The sequence below is a fragment of the Micromonospora sp. L31 genome (genome assembly GCF_052068075.1).
Taxonomy (GTDB): domain Bacteria; phylum Actinomycetota; class Actinomycetes; order Mycobacteriales; family Micromonosporaceae; genus Micromonospora; species Micromonospora purpureochromogenes.
Map to the genome: position 1 here is coordinate 572,520 of NZ_JBQHDC010000003.1, position 21,496 is coordinate 594,015.

Sequence of the window (21,496 nt, forward strand, 5' to 3'; positions counted from 1 at the left end):
GCAGCCTAAGGGCCACCTCAGAGCTGCGGCGTGGTCAGGTCCCGCAGCAGCCGATCCTCCTCGACCCGCCAGTAGCCGTGCTCCTTGCCGTCGAGCAGCACCACCGGCAGCCGGTCCCCGTAGTCCCGCTCCAGCTCGACATCGCCGGTGACGTCCTTCTCCACCCACTTGTCGCCGGTGACCGCCACCACCCGGTCCAGCGCGGCCTTGGCGTCCTCGCAGAGGTGGCAGCCGGGCCGGGTGATCAGGGTGAGCCGGGCGTCACTGGACATCGGGGACCTCCGTGCGTCGGGGCCGGGGCGGCGTCGCCGGGGACGGCGCCGACCGCAGCTGGGTCTTGCGTACCTTCCCGATCACCGAGTACGGCAGTTCGTCGACGAACTCGACGGCGGTCGGGCACTTGAACCGGGCCAGGTTACGCGCGCAGTGGGCGAGCAGTTCCTCGCCGGTGACCGGACGCCCCGGCGCCGGCACCACGTACGCCCGCACAGTCTCACCCGTACGCGGGTGCGGCACACCCAGGACGGCCGAGCCGACCACCCCCGGGTGCGCCTCGAGCACCAGCTCGACCTCGCGCGGGTAGACGTTGAAGCCGTTGACCAGGATCAGCTCGCCCAGCCGGTCGACCAGGAAGAGGTCGCCGTCGTCGTCGGCGTAGGCGACGTCGCCGGTGGCCCACCAGCCGTCCGCGTCCGGGCCGCCCCGGCCGTCCGACCAGTAGCCGGCGAACAGGTTCGCCCCGCGGACCACGATCTGGCCGGGGTCGGTGCCGGGCGCGGAGTCGGCGAGCCACGGTTCGTCGTCGGGGTCGTCGTCCGGCTCGGCGACGCCGTCGCGCCACAGGTCGGTCCCGTCGCCGCCGACCAGGCGCAGCTCGACGCCGGGCAGCGGCCGGCCGATCGAGCCGGGCTTCGGCTCGCCGCCGACCAGGGTGGTGGTGAGCACCGGCGCGGTCTCGGTCAGGCCGTACCCGACGTGCACCGGATGCCCGGTGACCTCGGTGAAGCGCGCCGCGGCGGCCGGGTCCAGCGGCGCCGCGCCGCAGACCGCGACCCGCACCGACGCCATCGCCGCGACGACCGCGTCGGCGTCCGCCGTGGACCAGGCCAGGAACATCGACGGTACGCCGACCAGCACGCTGACCCGGTGCCGGGCGATCTCGTCGAGCGCGCAGCCGGGGCCGAGCTCGTCGACCAGCACTCCGGTAGCGCCGTGGTGAATCACCGCGCCCAGCCCCGTGTTCAACCCGTACGCGTGGAACAGCGGCAGCGCGAGCAGCACGGTGTCCCCGGGCCCGACCACCGGCGGGGAGATCCGGCCCACCTGGTCCTGGTTGGCGGCCAGCGCCCGGTGCGGCAGCATCGCGCCCTTGGGCTGCCCCTCGGTGCCCGAGGTGTAGAGCAGCACCGCGAGGTCGCCGCTGGCTCGCGCCGGCGGTTCCCCCGCCTCCTCGGGCAGGGTGGTGTGCACGGCGGCGAGCGCCGGCAGCTCGAGACCGGCCACCCGGTCCCGGACGGCCTCGGTGCCGCAGAGCAGCGTCGCGCCGGAGTCGGCGAGCACGTGCCGCAGCTCGCGGGCGGTGAGGCCGGGGTTGACCGGCACCGCGACCAGCCCGGCGCGCAGCGTGGCGAGGTAGGCGACCACGAAGTCCGGCGTGTTCGGCAACGCGATCGCCACCCGCGCCGGCGGGTCGGTCGGCGCGGCAGGCCCGGCGGCGGCCAGGGCCCGGGCCACGGCGCTCACCCGGGCGTCCAGTTCGGACCAGGTCAGGGTCTGCTCGCGCCAGTGCAGCGCCGGTCGGTCGCCGTGGTCGGCGGCCGCCCGGCGAAGCCGGTCGGCGAGGTCGGGCGCGGAGCTGTCGGTGGCGTCCTGCACGGTCGCTGAGTCTGGCACAGCAGTCCCGGAGGGACCATGCTTGCGCCGGGGGCACGCCGCCCTTCCGGCGACACGCCGACACGCCGAAGGCGGTTCACTTCCGCTCCGACCTGGACTTTCCACCCGGGATCAAGGCGCGACGTGAAAGTCAACCGCACACGACGGACAACTGGTCCGCCATCTGTGCGACGGGGCGGGAAATACTTTGGCCCTGTGTAACGGACTTGCCACGCGCGGGTGACGTTGGCCCTATCATCACTCGGGTCGGCTCACCCCATTTGCCGTGAGTCGACACCCCTCAGCCCGAGGAGGCCCCCGTGCCTGTGAGCGCATTGGACCAGCACCTCAGGGGGATCTGCCGCACGTCGGCACACCCCTGTGCGACCCTGCCCGCCCGGGGCGGACCGGACGCTGCGGCGATCCGTCGCCGCACCGCCCGGCCGGCCGGCGCGCGGACCGGGGAGGCGCGGTGACCACCTTCGGCTATGCGGAGCGGCCCGCCGGCCTGACCGGCCCGACACCCCGCACGTCGCCCAACGAGCGGCTGGATCCGGGGCACGGCTCCGAGCGGCGCAACCGGCACAACGAGGCCCCGGCCCGGCCCGCCGTACCCGGTGGGAACGCGAAGTCGGCCGGCGGCCGGGTCGCGTCGCCGGCCCGCCCGACCATGCCGGCGCAGAGCCGGCGGGTCGGCGAGCCGCCGGCGGTGACCGACCCGTCCGGCGCCGAGACCGCCGTGCTGCCGGCCGTGCCCGCCGCCGACACCGCCGTGCTGCCCGCGGTGCCGGCGGCCACGACGCCGGCGACCGGGTTCCCCAGCCGGCCCGACCCGTCCGACCCGGCCACCGAGGTCTGGGCGCTGGTGGAGCGCGCGCAGGCCGGCGAGGCCGAGGCGTTCGGCCTGATCTACGACCGGTACGTCGACACCGTCTTCCGCTTCGTCTACTTCCGGGTCGGCAACCGCCAACTGGCCGAGGACCTCACCTCGGACACCTTCCTGCGGGCCCTCAAGCGGATCGGCAGCTTCACCTGGCAGGGCCGCGACCTCGGCGCCTGGCTGGTCACCATCGCCCGCAACCTGGTGGCGGACCACTTCAAGTCCGGCCGCTACCGGCTGGAGGTCACCACCGGCGACGTGCTCGACGCCGACCGGGAGGACCGGGGCCCGGAGGGCAGCCCCGAGGCGGCGGTGGTCGAGCACATCACCAACGTCGCGCTGCTCACCGCCGTCAAGCAGCTCAACCCGGAGCAGCAGGAGTGCATCGTGCTCCGCTTCCTCCAGGGTTTCTCAGTTGCCGAGACGGCCCGCGCGATGGGCAAGAACGAGGGCGCGATCAAGGCATTGCAATATCGCGCCGTCCGCGCCCTGGCCCGCCTGCTCCCGGACGGTTTCCAGCCCTGAGCCCCTGCGACGACGATCACTCTTCGTGATTTCGGCAGCGGCCGGCCCGTAACCCGTGCCCGTCGCGGACCGTTTCTCCGGGTGCGACCGGTGGTTGCCCCGGCGCCCCCGGACCACCCGGTCCGGAGCAGCGCGGCCGGCCAACACCTTCGTCCGTCGGTGTACGCCGCCGCCGGTCGCTGGGAACCACCGCGGCCGAGGCGGCCGTGACCAGCGAGAGGGGGTGCCTGCGGTGGACAGTGACCTCTTCTCCCGTCGTCGGGCCGCACGTTTCGCCCAGCTTGTCGACGAGGCGAACGGCGGCCGGCGTCACCATGTCCGGTCCCGTGCCGACGACCGGCTCACCGCCCTGGTGGCGGTCGGTCAGCGACTCGTCGCCGCGCGGCCGGACGTCGAGGTCGACGCGGAGTTCCGCGCCGGGCTCCGGGCCATGCTGGTGGCGACCGCGGAGCGGGAGGGCATGGGCGCGGCGACCGCGACCACACCCGCCCGCCCGACCGAGGTGACTTCGCGTGGCTCGCTGCTGGGCGCGGTGACCGCCCGCCAGATCCGCGCCCGGGGCGCCATCCTGGTCGGCATCGCCGCCGGCGCCGTCGCCGTGTCGGGCATCTCCGCCGCCAGCGAGGACGCGGTCCCCGGCGACGCGCTGTACGGCATGAAGCGCTCCACCGAACGCGCCCAGCTCGCCCTGACCAGCTCCGACCTCAGCCGGGGCCAGCTCTTCCTCGACTTCGCCCGTACCCGGCTGGACGAGGCCGGCATGCTCCGCGGCGACCTGGCCGGGTTCAGCGCGGTGCTGGACGACATGGACGCCGACACCCGCCAGGGCGTACGGCTGCTCACCACCGCCGCCGCCCACCGCTCCGACCCGGCCGGGCTGGATGCGGTGAACACCTTCGTGGCCGGGCAGCGCAAGGCGGTCGGTGGGCTGCTCGACGGGGCCAGCCGCGCCGAGCGGGACCGGACCCGCCGTTCGCTGGCCCTGCTGGACGCCATCCGCAAGCGCTCCGACGCGCTGCGCGCCGCCATCGCCTGCGGCCTGCCCGCGCCGGTCGGCAGCGACGCGCTCGGCCCCGCCCCGGCGACCTGCCCGAGCGACCGCTGAGCGGCAGAGCCGTTCACGCCACAGTTCCACCTTCGGACGGCCGTCCGTAACCGACCCCCGACTACGCTCAGGGGTGCAGCGGTCGTCGTACGGAGGGAGGTCGGATGGCCCGCACCCGCAAGGTCACGGTCAGCACCGACGTCCACGGGCACACCGCCGGCTGGGCCGACGCCGAGCTCGACCGGCCCGTCCCCGCTGAGCCGGACCCCACCGCCGCGGCCTTCTTCGACGTGGACAACACGATGATGCAGGGCGCCTCGATCTACTGGTTCGCCCGTGGGCTGGCCGCCCGCAAGTACTTCACCACCGGCGACCTGGCCCGGTTCGCCTGGCAGCAGGCCCGGTTCCGGCTGCTGGCCACCGAGAACGCCGTCGACATGTCGCAGGCCAAGGAGGCCGCCCTGGCCTTCATCGAGGGCTGGCGGGTGGACGAGATCGAGCGCCTCGCCGAGGAGATCTTCGACGAGCTGATGGCCCCGCGCATCTGGGCCGGTACCCGCCGGCTCGCTCAGCGGCACCTCGACGCCGGCGAGCGGGTGTGGCTGGTCAGTGCCGCCCCGGTGGAGATCGGCCGGGTGATCGCCACCCGACTCGGCCTGACCGGTGCGGTCGGCACGGTGGCCGAGGTGGTCGACGGCGCGTACACGGGGCGGCTGGTCGGCGACCTGATGCACGGGCCGGCCAAGGCGGAGGCGGTCGCCCAGCTCGCCGCGGTCGAGGGGCTGGACCTGACGCGCTGCGCCGCCTACAGCGACTCCGCCAACGACCTGCCGATGCTCACCGCCGTCGGGCGGGCGGTCGCGATCAACCCGGACGGGACGCTGCTGCGGCAGGCCCGCGAGCGGGGCTGGGAGGTGCGGGACTTCCGCACCGGGCGGCGGGCGGTCAAGATCGCCGTACCGTCCACCGCCGCCGCCGGCCTGCTCGCCGGCGCGGTCAGCGCCGGCCTGGCCCTGCACCGCCGCCGCCGCACCCCCTGACCCCACCACGAAGCGCCCACTCGTAGCGAGAAAGCGTGGCTATTCGCGGAGGAATAGCCACGCTTTCTCGGTACGTGCGCCTCGGCAGGAGGGGCGCGACGGTCGAGGGGTGGGTCAGGGGCCGAAGGGGTCGGGGCGGCGTTCCAGGAGTTTGTGCAGGGTCTGCTGGATCGTTTCGCGGACCTGGTCGGCGAGGTTGAACACGACCAGCGGGTCGTCGGCGGAGTCGGTGAGGTGCGCCGTCGGGATCGGCGGGCAGAACTCGATCAGCCACTTGCTCGGCAGCGGCACCATGCCCAGCGGCCCGAGCCACGGGAACGTCGGCGTGATCGGGAAGTACGGGAGCTTCAGCAGCCGGGCGAGCGGCTTGATGTCGGCGAGCATCGGGTAGATCTCCTCGCCGCCGACGATGGCGACCGGCACGATCGGGGTGCCGGTGCGCAGCGCCGCCGAGACGAAACCGCCCCGACCGAAGCGTTGCAGCTTGTAACGGTCGGAGTAGAGCTTGCCGATGCCCTTGAAGCCCTCGGGGAAGACGCCGACCAGTTCACCGTTGCCGAGCAGCCGCTCCGCGTCCGGGTTGCAGGCGACCGTGCCGCCGGTCTTGCGGGCGATCTCGGAGACCACCGGCATCCGGAACACCAGGTCGGCGCCGAGCAGCCGCAGGTAGCGGCGCGCCGGGTGCTGGTCGTGCAGGGCGGTGGCGAGGATCAGCGCGTCCAGGGCCACCGTGCCGGAGTGGTTGCCGACGACCAGGCCCGCCCCGTCGGCGGGCACGTTCTCCAGGCCGGAGACCTCGGTGCGGAACCAGTCCCGGTAGAGCAGGCGCAGCAGCGGGTGGAAGACCGAGTCGGTCAGGTCCGGGTCGAAACCGAACTCGTCGACCTCGTACTCGCCGGAGAGCCGCCGGCGCAGGAAGGCCAGGCCGGCGGCGACCTTGCGGTCCCAGTGATCCCCCGGCCGGTCCGGCACCGCCGCCCCGCCCGGCGGGTCCGCCGGCATCCGCCCGGCCTCGTCGCCCTGGGTGGCCCGGTCCCGCGCCCCGGTCGCCGGCTCGTCGGCCCTGGTGTTCAGCTCGTCGGTCCCGGCGTCCGGCTCGTTGCCGGTGGACGAGGTCGCGCCCGCCCGGGCGGACGGGACCCGCTCATCGGTGGCTGAGGTGTCCGGCTCGGCCAGGGCCGCCGGCTCCGGGGCGGCGGCGGCTGTGGTGCGCCGGTGCCCGTTGCTTCGCGCCGGCTGAACGTCCGGCCCGGCCACGGTCAGCGGTACGTCGTACCGGCCGTCGGGCCGCTCCTCGGACCGGCTCACGAGCGCTCCCGGACGGCCGACCGGACCTGGCGGATGCTCTCCAGCACGAGCTGCTCGGCGGTAGCCAGGGTGTTGCGGGTGAGCACCACGCCGCCGTGGTGGGCCCGGATGAAGTCGTCGAACGCGGCGGCGGTGGAGCGCGGGGTGAAGCCGTACTCCCGCTCCAGCCGGCTGGTGTCGACCACCCGGCCGTGCACGAAGAGGTCGACCTGGTCGAGGCCGTAGCGGCCGAAGCCGAGGTTGCGGGCGAGCGCGGCGGCCCCGGACAGGCCCGGCTCCAGCACCGGCACGGCGACCCGACCGGCCCGGCGGATCGCCTGGGAGAGCGAGAGCACCCCCGGCCCGGCGACGTTGTAGGTGCCCGGGTGCTCCTCGGCGATGGACCGGTGCAGCACCTCCAGGGCGTCGTCGAAGTGCACGAACTGCAACCGCGGGTCGCGCCCGAAGACGGTGGGCACCACCGGCTGGGAGAAGTAGCGGGTGAGCGTGGTGTCGGCGGTGGAGCCGATGAACGGCGCGAAGCGCAGCACGGTCGCGGTCACGTCGGGACGGCGGCGGCGGAAGCCGCGGACGTACCCCTCGATGTCGAGGATGTCGCGGCCGAAACCGCCGCGCGGCACCTCGCGCGGCTCGGTCTCCTCGGTGAAGACCGCCGGGTCGCGGAAGGACGCGCCGTACGCGGCCGTGGAGGAGCGGACCACCAGCTTGCGCAGCCGCGGCGCCCGCTGGCAGGCGGCGAGCAGCTGCATGGTGCCGATGACGTTCTGCTCTTTCATCGCCGCCCGGCCGCCGTGCTGGGGGTCGGGCGAGCTGACCAGGGCGAGGTGCACCACGGCGTCGACGTCCAGGTCGACGAGGAGCCCGCCGAGCGAGCCGAGGTCGAGCCGGACCCGCTCGACCCGGTCGAGCAGGTCGGTGAACTCGGGGCCGGGGGTGGCCGGGTCGACGCCGATGACCCGCTCGATGCGCGGGTCGGCGGCGAGCCGGGCGGCGACGTGCGCGCCGAGATAGCGGCCGACCCCGGTCACGACGATGACCCCCGGAGCACCTGAGGTGCCACCGGGGGTCATCTCGTACGCCCTGACCGGCAGACGGGACCGAGCCGGGACGTCCGCGGCCTGATCACCTGAGCCTCCGAGGGTCGACAGTTGGCAAGTGGTGCCGGAAGCCGGGCCGTGGCCCGGCCCCGGTCACTTACCGAGACGGCGACGCTGGACGCGGGTCTTGCGCAGCAGCTTGCGGTGCTTCTTCTTAGCCATGCGCTTGCGGCGCTTCTTGACCACCGAGCCCATACGACAGCCTTTCAATGCAAACGTGCGGGGCGGACGAGCGGCGCCACGTCGGTGGCGCCGGTGACCGCTTGCGGACAACGGACCGGACCAGCCTGGTGGCGTCGGGGCTCACCGGCGAGGGTCACGATCGGCTCCAGGGTAGCCGGAGTGCGTCAGCAGGACCAACGCGCCCCCGTCGATGCCCGTTACGTCGCAGTCGGCGCACCGCCCGGCGACGGGTCAGGCGGTTTCCTGAAACGCGCCCCGGAGATAGTCGTGCACCGCGTGCTCCGGCACCCGGAACGACCGGCCGACCCGGACCGCGGTGAGTTCACCGCTGTGCACCAGGCGGTAGACCGTCATCTTGGACACCCGCATGACCGACGCCACCTCGGCGACGGTGAGGAACTTGACATCCGACAGCCGACCGTCGGACTGCGACCCGGCCATGGCTCACCCGACCCATCCCATGCCCGGCGCGTACCGAGCGACCGGAGCTTCCGTCCGGGCCGGCAACGCGCGTGTTACCAGTACGGTAGCGGGGCCGCTGTGACCGGCGCGATCCCTTCGTACAACTGATCATGCGCCGACCGTCGTTCACCCGACCGTGACCTGCCGTTTCGCCCCCGCCTGCGCTCAGCGTCCCGTTCCCGGGACCGGTGGCGGGCACCCGTCGCGCGAGGCCCGCGCCGCCGACCGGGTGGGCTCACTCGGCGCGCAGCGCGACCACCGGGTCGAGCCGGCCGGCCCGCTGCGCCGGCACCACCCCGAAGACGATGCCCACCGCCGCCGACACCCCGAACGCCAGCGCCAGCGACCACCAGGTGATCGCGGCCGGGATCGGCGACAAGGCGTCCACCAGCAGCGCGGTGCCCACGCCGAGCGCCATCCCGGTCAGCCCGCCGATCGCGGTGAGCAGCACCGCCTCCAGCAGGAACTGCACCCCGATGTCGCGGGGGCGCGCGCCGACGGCCTTGCGCAGGCCGATCTCCCGGGTCCGTTCGCGCACCGAGACCAGCATGATGTTGGAGACGCCCACCCCGCCGACGAGCAGCGAGATGCCGGCGATGGCGGCGAGCACGCCGGTGAGCACCCCGAGGATGTCGCCGAGCACGCCGAGGATCTGCTGCTGGGTGACCGCGCTGAACTCGGTGTCCGGGTGCCGGCGGGACAGCTCGGCGACGATCCGGTCGCCCAGCTCGCCGATCCGCTCCCGGTCCGGGGCCTTGACCGCGATGCCGTCCACCCGCTGGGTGCCCCAGAGTCGCTGGGCCGCGGTGACCGGCACGTGCACCTCGTCGTCCCGGTCGACGCCGAGGCTCTGCCCGAGCGGCGCGAACACCCCGATCACCCGGAACCGGACGCCGGCGAGCGCGACCTGCTGGCCGAGCGGATCCCGGTCGGGAAAGAGCGCGCGGGCCACCGAGTCGCCGAGCACCGCCACCCGGCGGCTGGTGTCCACGTCCGCGCCGGTCAGGTAGCGGCCCCGGGCCAGCGAGCGGGTGAAGACCGTCGGGGTGGTCTCCAGCACTCCCTGCACGGTCGTGAAGTCGGAGCGGTTGCCGGCGCGGGCCGTCGCGCCGGAGGCGATGGTGACCGCGACCCGGCTGGGGTCGCCGACCACCCGGGAGACCGCGTCGACGTCGGAGAGGGTCAGCGGGGAGACCACTGGCGCGGTGCCCACGTCGATCCGGCCGGGGACCACCAGCAGCAGGTTGGAGCCGAGCCCTTCGACCTGCTGTTCGACCTTCTGCTTCGTACCGGTGCCGATGGCGACCAGCAGCACCACGGACGCCACCCCGATGATCACGCCGAGCATGGTCAGCGCGCTGCGCATCCGGTTGGCCCGCAGCGCGTCCAGCGCCACCCGCCACGCCTCGGCGAGCCTCACGACGCCCCGCCGGCCCGCTCGTCGCCCGCCCGGCCCGTCCCGGCCGCGTCCACTCCGGAGGTGCCCCGGGCCGCAGCGTCCGCCCCGGGTCGCGGTCCGGCCGCAGGGTCCGCGTCCGGTCCCGGCCGGTCGGCGGCGTCCACCTCGGATCCCGGTCCAGCCCCTTCGGGGGTACGCCGGTCGCCCGCCGGATCGCGCGGAAGGCGTCCGGTGGCTCCGGCGGCGCCGCCGGAGCCACCGGACGGGTGCCCCGGGCCGCTTCCGGACGCGGACCGGGGCTCCGCGCTGGGAGCGGCCACCAGTGTGTCAGGTGCCGCCACGGGCCCGGACGCCGGTCGATCATGAACGGTCGAGACGCTGTCCGACACCACCACCCCGTCGCGCATCGCGATCCGCCGCCGGGCCCGGGCCGCCACCTCGTTGTCGTGGGTCACCATCACCAGCGCCACCCCGGACTCGGCGTTGAGCTGCTCCAGCAGGGCCAGCACCGCCTGGCCGGTCACCGTGTCCAGGTTGCCGGTCGGCTCGTCGGCGAGCAGCACCGTCGGATCGGTGACCAACGCCCGGGCGATCGCCACCCGCTGCTGCTCGCCACCGGAGAGCTGGTTGGGGCGGTGGTCCAGCCGGTGCCCCAGGCCGACCCGGCCGAGCATCGCGGCCGCCCGCGCGCGCCGCTGCCGGGCCCCGACGCCGCGGTAGACCAGCGGCAGCGCCACGTTGTCCACCGCCGACGTCCGCGGCAGCAGGTGGAACGCCTGGAAGACGAAGCCGATGGTCTCGTTGCGCAGGGTGGCCAGCTCCGGCGCGGAGAGGGCGCCGACGTCCCGACCGCCGATCACCAGCCGACCGCCGGTGGGCTGGTCCAGCCCGCCGAGCAGGTGCATCAGGGTCGACTTGCCGGAGCCGGACGGCCCGACCACGGCCACGTAGTCCCCCGGCGCCACGGTCAGCGAGACGCCGCGCAGCGCCGGCACGGAGACACCGTCGAGCTGGTACGTCCGGGAGACGTCCACCGCCTCGATCGCCGCCGGACCGCTCACGGCCTTTCCCCCGTCGGCTCACTCCGCGCGCTCACCGGACTTCCTGGCCGTCCTGGACCTGGTCGGTGCCGCGCACCACGACGCGGTCGCCGGCCTGCACCCCGTCGAGGATCTGCACCAGGTCCTGCCCCTGGACGCCCACCGTCACCTGCGCCCGGTCCGCCCGGCCGTCGCGGACCAGCCAGACGGCGTCCCGGCCGTCGGCGGAGAAGACCGCCGATGCGGGGACGGTGACCGCGTCGGCGGCCTCGCGTACCCGCAGGTGCACCACGGCGTTCATGCCGGGGCGGGGCGCCGGTGCGACCTCGCCCTCGCCGAGCCGGCCCGCGCCGAGCGCGAGCCGCACCCGGTAGGTGACCCCGCCCCGGGCGGAGCTGGTGGGCAGCACGTCGACCGAGCGGACCGTGGCGTCGTAGCTGGCGCCGGTGACCGCGTCCAGTTCGACGTCGGCGACCAGGCCGGGGCGGACCAGCAGCACGTCGGTCTCGTCGACCTCGGCGAGCAGGCCGAGCGCGCCGGTGTCCACGATGGTCAGCACGGGCGTGCCGGCGGTGACCCGGCCGCCGGCGACCACCGCGTCGTCCACGCCCGGCGGCGGCCCGGCGCGGGACGGGGAGAGCGCCGACGGGTCGATCCCGGCGGGCACCTGCCCGCCGCCGAGCAGGGCGGACAGGTCGCTGCCGCCGCCGGCCGGGGCGCCGCCGGGCTGCACGACTCCCCCGATCGGGGCGCGCAGGGTCAGCGCGTCGACGGTCGCCTTCGCCAGGTCGTACGCCTGCCGGGCCTGGAGCCGTTGCGCGGCCGACAGCGCGCCGACCGCCGAGTTGAGACCGGCTACCCCCCGCTGCACCGAGCGGACGGCCTGGTCGGCGGTACGCGCCGCGGCGGCGTACTGCTGCTGGGCGGAGGTCACCTGGGCGAGCAGCGCGTCCCGTACCTTCTGGTCGGCTATCTTCCCGGCGGCGTCCCGGGCGGCGTCGAACGCCTCGTCGGCGGCCTTGTCGGTGCCGCGACGGCGGGTGCCCAGGTCGCTCACGCCGGCGCCCCGGCCGGCCCGTTCGGCGGCCCGGAGGGCGTCGCGGGCCTGCCGGAGGCGCTCCTGGGCGGACGGGGAACTGATCACGGCGAGCACCTGACCGCGCCTGACCCGCTGGCCGGGCTGGACCCGCAGACTGCTGACGGTGCCGTCGGCGGGTGCGGTGAGGGTGGCCGCGGCGCGGGCGGTCACGGTGGCCGGAGCGTCGATCACCTCGGCGACGGCGGCCCGGCTGGCCGGGGCCAGCGCCACGGCGGACTCGTCGTCCCCGCAGGAGGCGGCGGTGGTGCCGGTGAGGACGACGACGGTGAGCAGGGCGGTGAGCAGGCGGGGCCGCATGGCTACGGGGGGCCGCGGCGAATCGGGGCGGCGCACGGGCCAACCTTAGCCCGGCGTCGATACGACGCCGAGCGGCGCGATCGGCCTATCGGGCGGACCGCGTCCACCCGGCGACGGGTCCGCCCGCTGTCATCGGACGGTCGCCCGGACGTAGGCGACGCACTCGTCGTGCAGGGCCGTCCACGGGTCGCCGAGGACCTGCTCGGACGCGTCGTCCAGCGACCGCCGGTCGTGCACCACGGCCCGGAAGAAGTCGAGCACCTGCTGCTCGCCGTACCGGTCGGCGAGGTGGCGGACGGCCAGGTAGCCGACGCCGTAGCTGCCGCCGACCCGATCGGCCGGAGCGGCGTCGGCCGGGGTCAGGGCGTCCAGCCGGCCGTTCCACCCGCTGGCGACGAGCTGCCCGGCCTCGTCCAGCCCCTCGTAGCGGCTCACCGGTGCCCCGTCGGCACCGGCGTACTCGGCCAGCCCCTCCACCAGCCACCAGGTCTGCTTGCCCGGGTAGCCCCGTGCGGGGAGCGAGGCGGCGTGGGTCAGCTCGTGCCGCAGCAGCTCACCGGTGGCGGTGGCGGTCAGCCCGTCGGCGTTGAGCACCACCTCGTGGTGGCCGCCGCCGACGGTGACCGCGTACCCGGCGGTCCACTTCGGTCGGCCGCCGCCGTACCAGCGTCGCCACTCGGGGCCGCCGGCGTAGAAGATCCGGTAGCGGTCCGGCGGTGGACCGGCGACCGCGTACCGGTCGGCGACCGTCGCCGCGGACTCGGCCTCGGCGAGCAGGCTGGGCAGCTTCCCGCGCAGCGCCGGGGTGGTGGCCACCATGGTGCGCGGGCCGACGGCGACGACCAGGTCGCTGACCTCCCAGGGTCGGACCCCGGCCTGCGCCGAGCGGGACTCCTCGACGGCGACCAGCAGCGGTGCGCCGCCGGTCTCCCGCCAGCGGGTGCCGATCAGGACCGGGCTGGGCGCGCAGTCCGGCACGAGGAAGCAGTACCGGAAGGTCACCAGTTGCCGCCACTGCCCCGACTGCCCGGCGACCGGGGTGGGCAGCCCGGACGGCTCGGCCCGCCACACCGTCACCCGGAGCGCGCGCAGTGCGGCGAAGCGGCGGCCCAGGTCGGCGCGGGCGGCGGGGTCCGCAACGGCGAGGAAGCCGCGCCGGTCCCCGCCGAGCAGGGCGTCGGCCTGCCGGGCGAGCTGGGCGGAGAGCTGGTCGCCTACCCGGCGGGCAGCCGCCGTGGCTGGGTCGGGCGTGCGGGCGGCGGGGCGGTCCACCGTGGCGCGGTCGGCGGTGCGGTCGGCGGTGCGGTCGACCAGGCCGGCCAGCAGCGCCGCCGGCACCCCGCAGCCCACCATCGCCAGCACCACCGCGAACGCAGCCCAGAGCGGCCAGCGGCGGCGTGAGCGTGGCTCGCCCACCCCGGCGGTTGGACGCGACTCGTCCACTCCATCGGCCGGGCGCGGCTCGTCGATCCCGTCAGCCGGGCGCGACTCGTCGCCATCGGCCGCGCGCGACTCGTCCACCCCGTCGGTGCGGCGCGGCTCTCCCATCCCGTCGGTCGGGCGCGACTCGTCCACCCCGTCGGTGAGGCGCGGCTCGTCATGCCCGTCGGTCACCGGCGAAGGGTACGACCAATCGGGGCGATCCGGCCAGAGCCGCCCGCGCGTCGGCAGCATGCCGGCGGGCCTGCATACGCGGTACGAACCTTCTGCCGCAGGACGGTGGCCTGCACGGACGGTGACCGGCGCGGGGTCGGAAGGGGGTGACTACTCACCTATCGAGCTGATGACGTGAACGACTCACGGAACGCCGACCCCGGTGGCGGTGGCGACGGACGTCGTCTCTGCCGTCCGGACGAGACGGGCCGTCACCGCCGGCCGCCGGACGACAGCCACGCGGGCGTCAGGGGTGGCCCGAATCGTTCACGACATCAGATCGAAAGGGCGCGACCACCGCAGGTGGGATGCCGGGGACGGGCCCACCACGAAAGCCACCACCCGTGGACGGGCCGCCCACGGGAGCCACCACCAGCGGTCGCCGTCAGCGGGTCACCCCGACAGGCGCCGGCTCGGGCCCGCCAGCAGCCACCACAGGAGGCGGGACAATGAGCCACCGACAAGCGCCGGGATCGCCCCGCCAGCAGACACCAGCGGGAGGGAGGACCACGAGCTACCCGGCGGCCCGAGCAGGCGACCGGGACCGGTCAGGCCGGGTGACCGCCGCGGCTGAGCAGGGCCCGGTCCACGGCCCACAGGGCGACCAGACCCACCGCGAGCAACGGGTGCCCGGCGAGGGCGAGCAACACGCCGGCGGCGAGGAAGCAGGCCGCCTGGACGGCGTACCTGGCCGGCGGGGCGAGCCGGACCCGGGCCCGGGGCGAGCAGAAGCTGCCCCAGACCAGCGCGATCAGCAGCGGTGCGCCGAGCCCGGCGAGCAGTCGGACGGCCAGGCCCGCGTTGAGGGTGAAGCCCCACCAGCCGGCGGCGACGAGCATCGCCACCTCCACCAGGAAGGCGATCGTCAGCAGCGCGGCCCTCATCAGGACCTCCAGTCCCGGTACGCGGTGTCCAACGCGGCCACCAGCTGGTCGAAGGACCGGTCGAGGCCTCGGGGCAGGCCGAAGCCACCGGCCGCCTCCAGGGTGATGAAGCCATGGACGGCGCTGCGGAACAGGCGTGCGGCGTCGACCGCGGCGTCACCGGTCAGGCCGTACCCGCGCAGGATCGCGTAGACGGTGTCGAGGGCCCGCCGGCCGGCGGCGACGTGCTCGGGGTCGGTCGGGTCGGGCACCCGCTGCGCCGCCGGGTAGCGGCCGGGGTGCCGGCGGGCGTAGTCGCGCCAGGCGGTGGCGACCGCCCGCAGCCCGTCCGCCCCGGCGCGCCCGGCGGCGGCCGAGGCCATCGCGTCGGCGAGTTCGTCGACGGCCAGCGCGGCCAGCTTCTGGCTCAACGCGTCGGCGCCCTTGACGTGCTTGTAGAGGCTGGGCAGCGCGACGCCGAGCCGGCCGGCGAGCGCGGCCAGGGTCAGCCGCTCGTAACCGACCTCGTCGGCGAGGCGGGCCGCCTCGCGGACCACCGTCGACGGGGTGAGCCCGGCCCTAGGCACGCGTGGTCACCGCCAGGAACTCGACGAGCTGGGCAGCCGTGGCCGCCGGCTGGTCGGCGTGCGGGTAGTGGCCGGAATCGGCGATCATGCGGGCTTCGGCGGTGACGAAGAGGCGGCGGGCGGACCGGGCCTCGCCCCCCGGGTCGGCGAAGTCGGGGTCCTTCGCGCCCATCAGCACCAGCACCGGCTGCCGCACGTCGGCCGCCCGGGCCGTCCAGTGCGGGGCGACCGGCGCGACCACACCGCGGACCGCCGCCATCCGGCCGCGCAGGCCGGCGACCAACTCCTTGCGGTACGCGGCGTCGTCGGCGGGCCGGCCACAGGGAAAGAGCGTCCGGTGGAACATGCCGAACAGCCGGGGACTGCGCAGCACCGCCGCCTGGGCCAGCCGCATCGCCGGGTTGGGCCTGGGCTGGGCGACGAACGCGCCGATCTGCACGATGCCGTTGACCTGCTCGGGCGCGTCCCCGGCGGCGAAGACGACGGCCGCCGCGCTGGACGAGCTGCCGACCAGGGTGGCCGGGCCGCCGAGGGTACGCACCACGGCCAGCAGGTCCGAGCCGACCTCGGCCGGGGCGTACGACGGCCAGTGGGCGCTGGAGTCGCCGTGCCCCCGGACGTCCACCGAGGCCACCCGGTAGCCGGCCGCGACCAGCAGCGGGATCAGGTGGCGGAAGGATCGCCGGTTTTCCCCCATGCCGTGCGCGAGGACCACCAGCGGCCCCTCGCCGTGCACCTCGTACGCGATGGCGCCGCCGTCCCGCTCCACCTGGCTAATACTCATAGCCATGAAGCTAAGTGCATTAGCCAAATCTGTCAACGCGGACTTGACCTGAAGTCCTCCGGGCCGGTCGAAGCGGACCTGGTCACGAGACTGGAACGGGCCGGCGGGACGAGAGTCTCCGCCGGCCCGTACTGGGACCGCTGGGGGGTGACGGTGGCCGATCCGGACGGCTACCGGCTGGCGCTGAGCACCCGGGGCTGGTCGAACGCCTGAGTCACTTCTTGGAGACCAGGGCCCGGCCGAAGAACATCAGGTTCGCGGGACGCTCGGCGAGCCGGCGCATCAGGTAGCCGTACCAGTCCTCGCCGTAGGGCAGGTAGGTCCGCACGGTGTAGCCCTCGCCGACCAGCCGGGCCTGCTCCTCCGGCCGGATGCCGTACAGCATCTGGAACTCGAAGCGGTCCGGGCCGCGGTCGAACCAGCGGGCCCGGTCCTCGCCGATGGCGATCAGGCGCGGGTCGTGGGTGGCCAGCATCGGGTAGCCGTCCCCGGACATGAGCACGTTCAGGCAGCGGACGTACGACTTGTCCACCTCACGGGCCGACTGGTACGCCACCGACTCGGGCTCCTTGTACGCGCCCTTGCAGAGCCGTACCCGGGACCCGGCGCCGGCCAGTTCGCGGCAGTCCGACTCGGTCCGCCGCAGGTACGCCTGGAGCACCGCGCCGGTGGCCGGGAAGTCCTTGCGCAGCCGGGCCAGGACGCTCAGGGTCGAGTCGGTGGTGGTGTGGTCCTCCATGTCGAGGGTGACCGTGGTGCCCGCCTCGTCGGCCGCCAGGCAGATGGCCCGCGCGTTGTCGTAGGAGAGCTGCTCGTCGAACTTCTGGCCCAGGGCGGAGAGCTTCACGCTGACCTCGGCGGGCGGGGTGAGCCCGGCGCTGGATAGCAGCTTCAGCAGCTTGAGGTACTCGTCGCGGGTCGCGTTGGCCTGCTCGGGAGTGACGGTGTCCTCGCCGAGGTTGTCGATGGTGACCGCGAGGCCGTCGGCGACGAGTTCGCGGGTTGCGCGCAACGCGTCGTCGGTGCCGGCGCCGGCGACGAACCGGCGGACGACGTCCCGGGTGAACGGGGCCGTCGCGATGAGCCGCTCGACCTGGGATGACCGGGAGGCGGCGAGGATGACGGAACGGAGCATGAGCCGAGCGTAACGCCCGTGCACCGCGCTCCGTCGGGGGGCGGCCGAGCCGCCGCGACGCCTCTTGACAGGCGTCCCAATGGCATCACGAGCACCGCCGGGGGGCGACGGAAGTGGCGTCGATCAGCTACAACGATGCCGTGGATGGACACCCCCGCCGCCGGCTCCGGTCGGCCTCCGTGCAGCTGGGCGCGCTCACCGCCCTGGCGCTCGCCCTCTCCGGCTGCAACATGACCTCCGACGACGATGATGACGACTGCGCCCTGGGTCCGACCGGCGGCGGGGACACGGTCGCGCTGGCGATGCGGGTACCGGCGGTCACCACCGGCACCGCCGGCGCCGAGCCCCGGCCGGTCGCCGCGGCCCTGCCCGAGCGCGGCGGCTTCGGCACCCACCTCGCCTCCTGCGGGGGCTGAGGTGCGACGCGAGGCGGCCACCCCCCGCCCGGACTGGGACGCCACCATCCGCGAGCAGGGCCTGGTGTACGTCGACACCGAGCTGCCCGACGGCGGGACCATGTCGTACTGGGACGAGACGGCGGCGTACGCCTTCGACCTGGCCGAGGTGCTACGGCTGGAGGAGGCCACCGAGGAGCTGCACCGGATGTCGGTCGCCGCGGCCGAGCACGTCGTCGCCCGCGGCCGGTACGCCGAGTTCGGCATCCCGGCCTGGGCCGCCGAGGCCGTCGCCCGGTCGCTGCGCGAACGACCGCCGACCCTCTACGGCCGCTTCGACCTCGCCTACGACGGCAGCTGGCCACCGAAGCTGCTGGAGTACAACGCCGACACCCCCACCGCGCTGGTCGAGGCGAGCATCATCCAGTGGTACTGGCTGGAGCAGACGCACCCGGACGCCGACCAGTGGAACAGCCTGCACGAGCGGCTGGTGGGCGCCTGGGCCAAGATCGGCGCCGGCCTGCACGACCGGCGGGTGCACGTGACCTGGTCGAACGAGGAGGAGTCGGGCGAGGACCAGATCACCGCCGGGTACCTGGCCGAGACCGCCCGCCAGGCCGGGCTGGACGTGACACTGCTGCCGATCCAGCACGTCGGCTGGGACGGCCGGCGCTTCGTCGACGCCGACGACCGACCGCTGACGACCTGCTTCAAGCTCTACCCGTGGGAGTGGATGCTGGCCGAGCCGTACGGGCCGGCGGCGCTGGAGCCGGGCACCCCGACCACCTGGATCGAGCCGGCCTGGAAGCTGCTGCTGTCCAACAAGGCGCTGCTCGCCGTGCTCTGGGAGCTGTACCCGGGGCACGAGTACCTGCTGCCGGCGTACCTGGACTCGCCGCGCGGGATGCCGGAGTACGTGGCGAAGCCGCTGCTGGGCCGGGAGGGGGCCGCGGTGCGGATCGTCACCGGCGACACCGAGATCACCAATCCGGGCGACTACGGCGACGAGGGCTTCTGCTACCAGGAGTTCCGGGCACTGCCGGACTTCGCCGGCAACCGTACGGTGCTGGGAAGCTGGATCGTCGACGGCGAGTCGGCCGGCGTCGGCCTGCGGGAGAGCGAGAGTCTCATCACTGACGGCTACGCGCGGTTCCTGCCGCACTACATCGACGCGCCGCGCGCCCCGTGAGTCGTCTACCGTTGGTGTCGTGAACTTCGACGCGTACGCCCGGACCGGCGTTGACCTCGTCAACGCCCGCCTGGACGACCTCGACGACCTGCGGGCCCTCTTCCCGGACGACAACGCGTGGATGCGCGACGAGGTCGCCGAACGGGACCTGGTGATCTTCCGGCGGGCGCAGAAGCGCCTCCGCGACGTGTTCGAGTTCGGCACCTCGGGGCGGGACGTCCAGGCGGTGGCCGAGCTGAATGCCCTGCTGGAGGCTTTTCCCGTGCAGCCGCGAATTTCCGGGCACGACTCCAGCGACTGGCACATGCACGTGACCAGCCGGGGCGCGTCGGTCAGCGCGGAATACCTGGCCGGCGCGGTCTGGGGCCTGTCGGTCTGGCTCTGCGAGTACGGCAGCGCCCGGTTCGGGGTCTGCGCGGACGAGCGCTGCGGCAACGTCTACCTGGACACCTCGTCCAACTGCTGCCGCCGGTTCTGCTCGGAGCGCTGCGCCACCCGCTCCCACGTGGCCGCCCACCGCGCCCGCAAGCGCGCCGCAGTCGGCGAGCAGCAGCTCCCCGTCCCGGCCCAGGCCGACTCCCTCACCCCCGTCCCCTGACCCACCCGACCGCGGCGCTCGCGCGGTCGGGCGGTCGGGCGGTCGGGCGGTCGGGCGGTCGGGCGGTCGGGCGGTCGGGCGGTCGATCATGAAGTTGTTGCCCCGACACGCCGAGGCGGAGGGCAACAACTTCATGATCGACGGGGAGAGAGACCCCCCGGAGGTCAGGCGTCTACCGGGGAGGGGGCGGTGAGGTGGGCGCGGGCGAAGGCGAGGGCCTCGCGGAGGTCGGCCTCGCGGTCGGCGCGGCTCTTCGCGCCCCGGGTGGTGACCTCGACGGCCACCGAGCCGGTGAAGCCCCGGCCGGCCAGTGAGCGCAGCAGCTCGGCGCAGGGCTGGCTGCCGCGCCCGGGCACCAGATGCTCGTCGCGCCCCTCGCCGGTGCCGTCGCCGAGGTGCACGTGCGCCAGCCGGTCGCCCATCCGGTCGGCCATCGCCAGCGAGTCGGTGTGCGAGGCGGCGCAGTGCGACAGGTCGAGGGTGTACGAGGCGTACCCGGCCTCGGTCGGGTCCCAGCCGGGCACGTACGGCACGAACTGCCGGCCGGCCATCCGCACCGGGTACATGTTCTCCACCGGGAAGCGCAGGTCCGGGTACTCGCCGGCGATCGCGTCGAGCCCCTCGGCGAAGTTGCGGGCGTAGTCCCGCTGCCAGGTGAACGGCGGGTGCACCACCACCACCGGCGCGCCCAGGGTGGCGGCCAGCTCGGCCGAGCGGCGCAGCCGCTCCCAGGGGTCGGGGCTCCACACCCGCTGGGTCACCAGCAGGCACGGCGCGTGCACCGACAGGACCGGCACGCCGTAGTGCTCGGAGAGGCCGCGCAGCGCGCCGGCGTCCTGGCTCACGGCGTCGGTCCAGACCATCACCTCGACGCCGTCGTAGCCGAGCGCCGCGGCAAGCTGGAACGCCGCCGCGGTCCGCTCAGGGAAGACCGAGGAACTGGACAGGAGCACGGGGACGCGGGAAGTCACACCCCTCAGGGTAGCCCGACCGGTCGCCACGCTTCAGGACGAGCGGCGTCAAATGGCGCAGAACGACCGACGCGGATCACATCGGCTCCAGCTGATCCAGCCGGCGGAGGATGACGCCCTCCCGCAGCGCCCACGGGCAGATGTCCAGCGCCGGGACGTCCAGGCGACGCATCACCGCCTCGGCCACCACCGCACCGCCGAGCAGTTGGTGCGCCCGCCCCGTGCTGACCCCCTCCAGCTCGGCGAGCTGGGCCGGTGGGATGTGCCGGATGAAGCCGAGCACCTGCTGCAGCCCGGTGCGGGTGAGGCTGCGCCGGGCCCAGAGCCCGGCCGCGGACGGCGCCGCGCCCGCCAGCCGGGCCAGCATCCGGAAGGTCTTGGAGGTGGCGACGGGACGCTCCCAGCCCACCCCGGCGAGCTTCTCCACCACCGGGTCGAGCAGCCCGTCGACGTACTCCCGCAGCTCCTCCACGGCCTCGGCGGACGGCGGCGCCTGCCCGGTCGGGTCCACCGGCAGCCGCTCCCGGCTCAACCGCCCGGCCCCCAGCGGCAGGGAGACCGCGACGTCCGGGTCCTCGTCGATGCCGGCCGCCAGTTCCAGCGAGCCGCCGCCGATGTCCATCACCAGCAGCCGCCCCGCCGACCAGCCGAACCACCGTCGCACCGCCAGGAAGGTCATCCGCGCCTCGTCGGCGCCGGAGAGCACCTCCAGCCGTACGCCGGTCTCGTCGCGGACCCGGGCCAGCACCTCGGCGGCGTTGGTGGCGTCGCGCACCGCGGAGGTGGCGAAGGCGAGCAGGTCGTCGGCGGCCATCCCGGCGGCGGCGGTACGCGCCATGCCGACCGCCTTGACCAGCCCGTCGGCGCCCTCCTCGGTCAACGCCCCGTCCGGGCCGATCTGTTCGGCCAGCCGGAGCACCACCTTCTCCGAGTGCGCCGGCCAGGGGTGCGCCCCATGGTGGGCGTCGACCACCAGCAGGTGCACGGTGTTGGAACCGACGTCGAGGACACCCAGTCGCATGCTGTCGACCCTAGGGCCAACACGTTTCCGCGGCTCGCCGGCCGGCCCCGGTC

At 74.6% G+C, this 21,496-nt stretch carries 21 protein-coding genes and 2 pseudogenes; 7 read left to right on the forward strand and 16 right to left on the reverse strand.

Annotation, left to right across the window (positions count from 1 at the left end):
• Positions 1–17 precede the first annotated feature (17 nt).
• Positions 18–272: a glutaredoxin family protein gene (locus ACTMS9_RS12340; protein ID WP_088960139.1), complete on the reverse strand. Its 255-nt coding sequence runs from the start codon at positions 270–272 to the stop codon at positions 18–20.
• Positions 262–1,875: an AMP-binding protein gene (locus ACTMS9_RS12345; RefSeq protein ID WP_441164944.1), complete on the reverse strand. Its 1,614-nt coding sequence runs from the start codon at positions 1,873–1,875 to the stop codon at positions 262–264. Before ACTMS9_RS12345 ends, ACTMS9_RS12340 begins: the two co-directional genes overlap by 11 nt.
• Positions 1,876–2,344: 469 nt before the next feature.
• On the opposite strand from ACTMS9_RS12345, the gene ACTMS9_RS12350 reads away from it, so the two are divergent.
• The 3 genes from ACTMS9_RS12350 (at position 2,345) to ACTMS9_RS12360 (ending at position 5,362) form a co-directional block, all read left to right on the forward strand.
• Positions 2,345–3,277, forward strand: coding sequence for an ECF subfamily RNA polymerase sigma factor, BldN family (locus tag ACTMS9_RS12350; RefSeq protein WP_441142228.1), 933 nt, complete (start codon positions 2,345–2,347; stop codon positions 3,275–3,277).
• Positions 3,278–3,509: 232 nt separating this feature from the next.
• Complete coding sequence (locus tag ACTMS9_RS12355) at positions 3,510–4,382, forward strand: DUF5667 domain-containing protein (protein ID WP_441142227.1); 873 nt, start codon at positions 3,510–3,512, stop codon at positions 4,380–4,382.
• Positions 4,383–4,486: 104 nt separating this feature from the next.
• Positions 4,487–5,362, forward strand: coding sequence for an HAD family hydrolase (locus ACTMS9_RS12360; RefSeq protein WP_441142226.1), 876 nt, complete (start codon positions 4,487–4,489; stop codon positions 5,360–5,362).
• A gap of 114 nt (positions 5,363–5,476) precedes the next feature.
• On the opposite strand, the gene ACTMS9_RS12365 is transcribed toward ACTMS9_RS12360, so the two are convergent.
• From ACTMS9_RS12365 to ACTMS9_RS12415, 11 genes and pseudogenes are all read right to left on the reverse strand, one after another.
• Positions 5,477–6,364, reverse strand: a complete 888-nt coding sequence (locus ACTMS9_RS12365) for a lysophospholipid acyltransferase family protein (protein ID WP_441164977.1) — start codon at positions 6,362–6,364, stop codon at positions 5,477–5,479.
• A gap of 302 nt (positions 6,365–6,666) precedes the next feature.
• Positions 6,667–7,740, reverse strand: a complete 1,074-nt coding sequence (locus ACTMS9_RS12370; RefSeq protein WP_441164945.1) for an NAD-dependent epimerase/dehydratase family protein — start codon at positions 7,738–7,740, stop codon at positions 6,667–6,669.
• Positions 7,741–7,860: 120 nt separating this feature from the next.
• Positions 7,861–7,962 (reverse strand): 30S ribosomal protein bS22, encoded by a 102-nt coding sequence (locus tag ACTMS9_RS12375; protein WP_007465623.1) that lies wholly within the window; start codon positions 7,960–7,962, stop codon positions 7,861–7,863.
• Positions 7,963–8,181: 219 nt separating this feature from the next.
• Positions 8,182–8,391, reverse strand: a complete 210-nt coding sequence (locus ACTMS9_RS12380) for a helix-turn-helix domain-containing protein (protein ID WP_088960133.1) — start codon at positions 8,389–8,391, stop codon at positions 8,182–8,184.
• 256 nt (positions 8,392–8,647) lie between these two features.
• The gene (locus ACTMS9_RS12385; protein ID WP_350799861.1) at positions 8,648–9,832 is read right to left on the reverse strand and encodes an ABC transporter permease; all 1,185 of its coding nucleotides are present in this window, start codon (positions 9,830–9,832) and stop codon (positions 8,648–8,650) included.
• A gap of 203 nt (positions 9,833–10,035) precedes the next feature.
• A pseudogene (locus ACTMS9_RS12390) lies at positions 10,036–10,872 on the reverse strand (ABC transporter ATP-binding protein); the annotation flags it as partial.
• A gap of 31 nt (positions 10,873–10,903) precedes the next feature.
• Entirely contained in the window at positions 10,904–12,247 is a 1,344-nt protein-coding gene (locus tag ACTMS9_RS12395) for an efflux RND transporter periplasmic adaptor subunit (protein ID WP_441142611.1), read from the reverse strand.
• A 129-nt stretch (positions 12,248–12,376) separates the two neighbouring features.
• The gene (locus ACTMS9_RS12400; RefSeq protein WP_441164946.1) at positions 12,377–13,861 is read right to left on the reverse strand and encodes a hypothetical protein; all 1,485 of its coding nucleotides are present in this window, start codon (positions 13,859–13,861) and stop codon (positions 12,377–12,379) included.
• 587 nt (positions 13,862–14,448) lie between these two features.
• Positions 14,449–14,784 carry a YrdB family protein gene (locus tag ACTMS9_RS12405; RefSeq protein WP_441142224.1) on the reverse strand — a complete coding sequence of 112 codons (336 nt, stop codon included), beginning with the start codon at positions 14,782–14,784 and terminating at the stop codon, positions 14,449–14,451.
• Entirely contained in the window at positions 14,784–15,350 is a 567-nt protein-coding gene (locus tag ACTMS9_RS12410; protein ID WP_441142223.1) for a TetR/AcrR family transcriptional regulator, read from the reverse strand. Before ACTMS9_RS12410 ends, ACTMS9_RS12405 begins: the two co-directional genes overlap by 1 nt.
• Positions 15,343–16,134: an alpha/beta fold hydrolase gene (locus ACTMS9_RS12415; protein WP_441164947.1), complete on the reverse strand. Its 792-nt coding sequence runs from the start codon at positions 16,132–16,134 to the stop codon at positions 15,343–15,345. The genes ACTMS9_RS12410 and ACTMS9_RS12415 overlap by 8 nt, the downstream gene beginning before the upstream one ends.
• 90 nt (positions 16,135–16,224) lie before the next feature.
• Between ACTMS9_RS12415 and ACTMS9_RS12420 the strand changes: the two are divergent.
• Positions 16,225–16,347 (forward strand): annotated as a pseudogene (locus tag ACTMS9_RS12420) (VOC family protein); the annotation flags it as partial.
• 1 nt (position 16,348) lies between these two features.
• On the opposite strand, the gene ACTMS9_RS12425 reads toward ACTMS9_RS12420, so the two are convergent.
• On the reverse strand, positions 16,349–17,269 hold the full coding sequence (locus tag ACTMS9_RS12425) for a proline dehydrogenase family protein (protein ID WP_441142221.1): 921 nt from the start codon (positions 17,267–17,269) through the stop codon (positions 16,349–16,351).
• Between the two features lie 140 nt (positions 17,270–17,409).
• Here ACTMS9_RS12425 and ACTMS9_RS12430 point away from each other — a divergent pair, with 140 nt between their 5' ends.
• The 3 genes from ACTMS9_RS12430 to ACTMS9_RS12440 are packed head-to-tail and all read left to right on the forward strand — an operon-like array spanning position 17,410 to position 19,451.
• Entirely contained in the window at positions 17,410–17,685 is a 276-nt protein-coding gene (locus ACTMS9_RS12430; protein WP_441164948.1) for a hypothetical protein, read from the forward strand.
• A gap of 1 nt (position 17,686) precedes the next feature.
• Positions 17,687–18,853 carry a glutathionylspermidine synthase family protein gene (locus tag ACTMS9_RS12435; RefSeq protein ID WP_280839427.1) on the forward strand — a complete coding sequence of 389 codons (1,167 nt, stop codon included), beginning with the start codon at positions 17,687–17,689 and terminating at the stop codon, positions 18,851–18,853.
• Positions 18,854–18,872: 19 nt separating this feature from the next.
• Positions 18,873–19,451 carry a CGNR zinc finger domain-containing protein gene (locus ACTMS9_RS12440; RefSeq protein WP_357909693.1) on the forward strand — a complete coding sequence of 193 codons (579 nt, stop codon included), beginning with the start codon at positions 18,873–18,875 and terminating at the stop codon, positions 19,449–19,451.
• 164 nt (positions 19,452–19,615) lie between these two features.
• On the opposite strand, the gene ACTMS9_RS12445 is transcribed toward ACTMS9_RS12440, so the two are convergent.
• Together ACTMS9_RS12445 and ACTMS9_RS12450 are read right to left on the reverse strand one after the other, a co-directional pair.
• Entirely contained in the window at positions 19,616–20,422 is an 807-nt protein-coding gene (locus ACTMS9_RS12445; protein ID WP_238450594.1) for a sugar phosphate isomerase/epimerase family protein, read from the reverse strand.
• A gap of 76 nt (positions 20,423–20,498) precedes the next feature.
• A complete protein-coding gene (locus ACTMS9_RS12450; RefSeq protein ID WP_441164949.1) occupies positions 20,499–21,443 on the reverse strand; it encodes a Ppx/GppA phosphatase family protein in 945 nt (314 codons plus the stop codon).
• Between the last annotated feature and the right edge of the window lie 53 nt (positions 21,444–21,496).